The sequence below is a fragment of the Phyllobacterium sp. genome, from assembly GCF_037994425.1.
GTDB lineage: Bacteria > Pseudomonadota > Alphaproteobacteria > Rhizobiales > Rhizobiaceae > Phyllobacterium.
Genome location: NZ_JBBNAM010000090.1, coordinates 1 through 3,628 on the forward strand (window position 1 = coordinate 1; position 3,628 = coordinate 3,628).

Consider the following 3,628-nt stretch of genomic DNA (forward strand, 5'->3'; position numbering starts at 1 on the left):
GCAAAATCATCGGCACGCTGCTGGCTGGCCTCGAGCTTATGTTGCTCCTCGGCGCTTGCCGCGCTTGCGGCCTTCTGGACCTCCTGCATATCCTTTTCGATCGAAGCAATCAGGTCACGAAGCGAGGTTGCCCGCTTTGCTAGCTCCTCCGACCTTGTCTGTTCGGCCACGCGGAACTCTTTAGATGTCGTCTGCAGCTTCCGCTTTTCAGCAAGCAAGAGGTCGAGCCGTTTCCTTTCCTCGGCTTGATTGGAGAGCGCTGCCGTCAGGCGCGACTGTTCTTCCGCGATCGAGGTCTTTACCCGGTTGAGTTCCTTCAAGTCGGCGATAAGAACTTCGGTCTGCTGGCGCATTTCCGGCACGACCGCGCCAAGCAGGACCGCACTGCGAACCGAAGCGAGCGCATCGTCGGGGCGAACCAGGAGAGCGGGCGGCGGGCTCAGGCCCATGCGCTGAAGCGCGGCCAGCACCTCGGCAAGCGCACCACGTCGCTGCTTCAACGAGGTTCGTACATTGTCTTCCTGACTGCGCAGATCGGCAAGCTTGTCGCTGAAGCCTGCTACGTCCTGCGTCAGCTTCTTTTCGGTCTGGGCCGACTGGATCAATGCTGCCGTAATCGTAGTCTGGTCCTTCTTGAGCCCGGCGATCTCATTGTCGAGCGCCGTGACGCGTTCCGAGGACAATGAAATCTGGCTGGTCAGATCCTCGAGCTCCTTTAGCGATTGGGCTCGCCGCACGTCGAGCGAATCAATGGTGGGTGGCTGTGAAGCCTGTGGTGCTTCCTGCGCCCAGGCCGGGTCGTTCCAGCCAAGCGCAAACAGAAGAAGAGTCGACCATGCGAACGCACGGCTGCGTGAGTTCGAGGTTGCCTTTGATGTATCAAAAATCATTGCCGGACCGGAACATGCATATGGTTGATCCCGACTCTAGGGAGACTTCGATTAATGAAGTATTAACCATAAACCAGCCGCGTCGAAAGCTGACCATTTTGTAGCAAAAGGCATGGCGGAATTGCGGCACGAAACCGGACTCGCCATGCTTCGGGCAATGGAATGCTTCTCATCGGACAGGAAAGGCACTATGTGAGTGCTACCCGGACATGTGGTTAGCTAAACTGCTTCGCCGGTCCACAACGGCTTGCAACATGACTGATCTAACAATTGTAATTCCAGTTCACAATGAAGCCGGAAACATCGGCGCACTGATCAACGAGATCGGTGTGGCATTGGCTTCCGGACCGAACTACGAGATCATCGTCGTCGATGATGGTTCGTCTGATGCGTCGGTCGAAGAGGCTCTGACTGCGGGTGATCGTGCATATGTGCTGCGTCACGCGCGGCGGACCGGAAAATCGCGGGCGCTCGTTACCGGATTTCAGGCGGCGGCAGGTCGGTGGATTGCGACGCTCGACGGTGACGGGCAAAATGACCCGAGAGATCTTGCGCGACTTTGGCCGCTCCTTGCGAACGCGGATCCAGCTCTTTTTGCCGGGGTACGAAAGCGACGCAATGATGGCGCAGTCAAACTCCTAACCTCGAAATTCGCCAACTTCGTACGCAGGCGCTTGCTGAAGGACGACTGCAAGGACACGGCATGCGGCTTCAAGGTGCTGCCTAGGGATCTCGCGCTAAAACTGCCCTACTTCGACAATATGCATCGTTTCCTGCCGGCTCTGACGCGCAGGGCAGGGCTGCCGGTGATCGAGGTCGATGTCGAGGACCGGCCGCGGCGTTCAGGCGTGTCCAAGTACGGATTTTTCGACCGAGCGGCAGTGGCATTCCTCGACACCGTCGGCGTCTTCTGGCTCATCCGCCGCTATTCGGAACCGGGGTCGGTGGCGCGAGTGAATAGCGCTGGAAATTAAAGGTTCGAAGCTCGCCGCTGAAATTCCTGACCGGTGCCGTGACCCGCACCGCTGGTCCAAGCAGCATTGCATCCGCGGGAAGGTCCGAAGTGTCCGGTGCGGCCTCATCGCCCTGCCAAACCAGCACGACGTCCCTCGCCAAACCCTGTTCCGGCGGCCAGTGCAGTAGCACCGCGACATTGGCTGCATCGTCCTGCCTGTTCGAGATGATGCGTGCAGGCGCCGGATTTTGTGCGCGAATAGCAAGTGCCACGGCATCGAACGGAAACGTGAAACGGGGCGTTGCGAAAAGAGCAATATAGGCGACAGCGATCGGCGCAAGAACGTAGACGAAGCCGGCTATGGCAAGGATGTTGCGCGCGCCTAGGACTTGCGGCAGGTAGAGCGCGAGAAGGATGGCAGTTGGTGCGAGGATGGGGGCCATATATCGCTCGGCCACGGAATGGTAGTCGGCCGCCACGACAAGCGTTGCGAAAGCGACAAGGCCGATCAGCACGGTTCGCAGTAGCAACAAGCGCACCTCCGCGTCACCATCAGGTGCAGGACGGGGATGATCGCGCGTCCTGCCAATGATGAAAACGATAACGGCAGGTCCGGCCCAAAGAGCTGTCGAAATAGCCAGACTAAATAGCCCGTCGATCCCAAGATGAGGGATGTCGATCGGCAACAGGTAATCGATCGCGCTCGCGAGCTTCTCCATTCTGCCGGCCGTTGCCGCCAAGGGCGCGCGCAGGGAAGCAACGACGACTGGCGCAAAGGCGACGGCGAAAATTGCAAAGGAAAGCCAGATCTGCCGCCGAAGTAGTTGGCGGCGAATGCCGGGTGTCAGGGCAGCCGCGATCAGGAAACTGATGAGGAAGATGAAAAAGTTATATTTCGCGAGCGCACCGACCGTGGCCCAGAAGCCGAACCAGGCATAGCCAATCGTATCGCGGCCCGACCGCACCATGGCAAAGGCATGGATGACGCCGATCGCGGCCACCATGACAAGGATCGTGTGTGCAGTCGTTTGAACCGACATCCAGGCGATCTGCGGCAGGAACGCTGAAGCTGTGAGGGCTAGTATGCCTGCCCGATCCCCGGCAAGCTTGCGGGCCGCGTCGAAGCACAGCCAGTGATAGAGCCCGAGGAGCGATAGCCGCACCAGAGCGACTGAAAATACCCAGTTCCATCGGGTGAGTTCCAGCGCTGTGCGTACGAGCCAGTTGTAGAGGGGCGGGTGGGAATTGCCGTAGTTCCAGGCAAAGTACACTTCACCTACGAACTGAGCCTCATCGATTTCCATAAAGCGTGAGAGGCACAGGCGAAGGAGGATCAGTGCGGTAACATAGACGACAATTGCAGCGGGAACCCGCCGAGCGAGTTTCGACCAATTTATGGGGGCACCATCAAGCCAGGCAAGATTGAAGTTTCGCCAAAACACTTGCGGCCTCACTTTTCATGCAGCCGTGAGTACTACAAGAGGCGAGCTGGCTGCAAGTTTTCAGCTGCCGATTTCGAACATCCACAACAAATTAAAACCGCCGGCTTGCGCCGGCGGTTCATTGTTGCTCAGGCGAAGGATCAGGCTCGCCGGATTATGCTTGCGATAAGTGAGATCAAAAGCAGCGCCAAGAACACATAGAAAATTATCTGGGCAATCCCGGCGGATGCACCGGCAATACCGCCAAATCCCAACGCACCGGCGACAAGCGCTATGATCAGAAATATTACAGCATAGTAAAGCATTTAGCGTTCTCCCTATCTCGTCGGGGATGTAACGGG

Annotated in this window: 3 protein-coding genes and 1 pseudogene; 1 reads left to right on the forward strand and 3 read right to left on the reverse strand. The window is 58.0% G+C overall.

What is annotated here, in order from left to right:
* Positions 1–890 (reverse strand): annotated as a pseudogene (locus tag AAAB35_RS06680) (hypothetical protein); the annotation flags it as partial.
* 254 nt (positions 891–1,144) lie between these two features.
* On the opposite strand from AAAB35_RS06680, the gene AAAB35_RS06685 reads away from it, so the two are divergent.
* A complete protein-coding gene (locus AAAB35_RS06685) occupies positions 1,145–1,864 on the forward strand; it encodes a glycosyltransferase family 2 protein (RefSeq protein WP_340667430.1) in 720 nt (239 codons plus the stop codon).
* On the opposite strand, the gene AAAB35_RS06690 is transcribed toward AAAB35_RS06685, so the two are convergent.
* On the reverse strand, positions 1,806–3,287 hold the full coding sequence (locus tag AAAB35_RS06690) for a glycosyltransferase family 39 protein (protein WP_340667431.1): 1,482 nt from the start codon (positions 3,285–3,287) through the stop codon (positions 1,806–1,808). The two genes, AAAB35_RS06685 and AAAB35_RS06690, sit on opposite strands and share 59 nt — an antisense overlap.
* A gap of 140 nt (positions 3,288–3,427) precedes the next feature.
* Positions 3,428–3,592: a DUF1328 domain-containing protein gene (locus AAAB35_RS06695; RefSeq protein ID WP_027231091.1), complete on the reverse strand. Its 165-nt coding sequence runs from the start codon at positions 3,590–3,592 to the stop codon at positions 3,428–3,430.
* Positions 3,593–3,628: the final 36 nt, after the last annotated feature.

What these genes read in the sequence shown, in the direction of transcription:
- AAAB35_RS06685 (WP_340667430.1), top strand. Translation starts at nt 1,145, where the DNA reads ATGACTGATCTAACAATTGTAATTCCAGTTCACAATGAAGCCGGAAAC.
- AAAB35_RS06695 (WP_027231091.1), bottom strand. Translation starts at nt 3,592, where the DNA reads ATGCTTTACTATGCTGTAATATTTCTGATCATAGCGCTTGTCGCCGGT.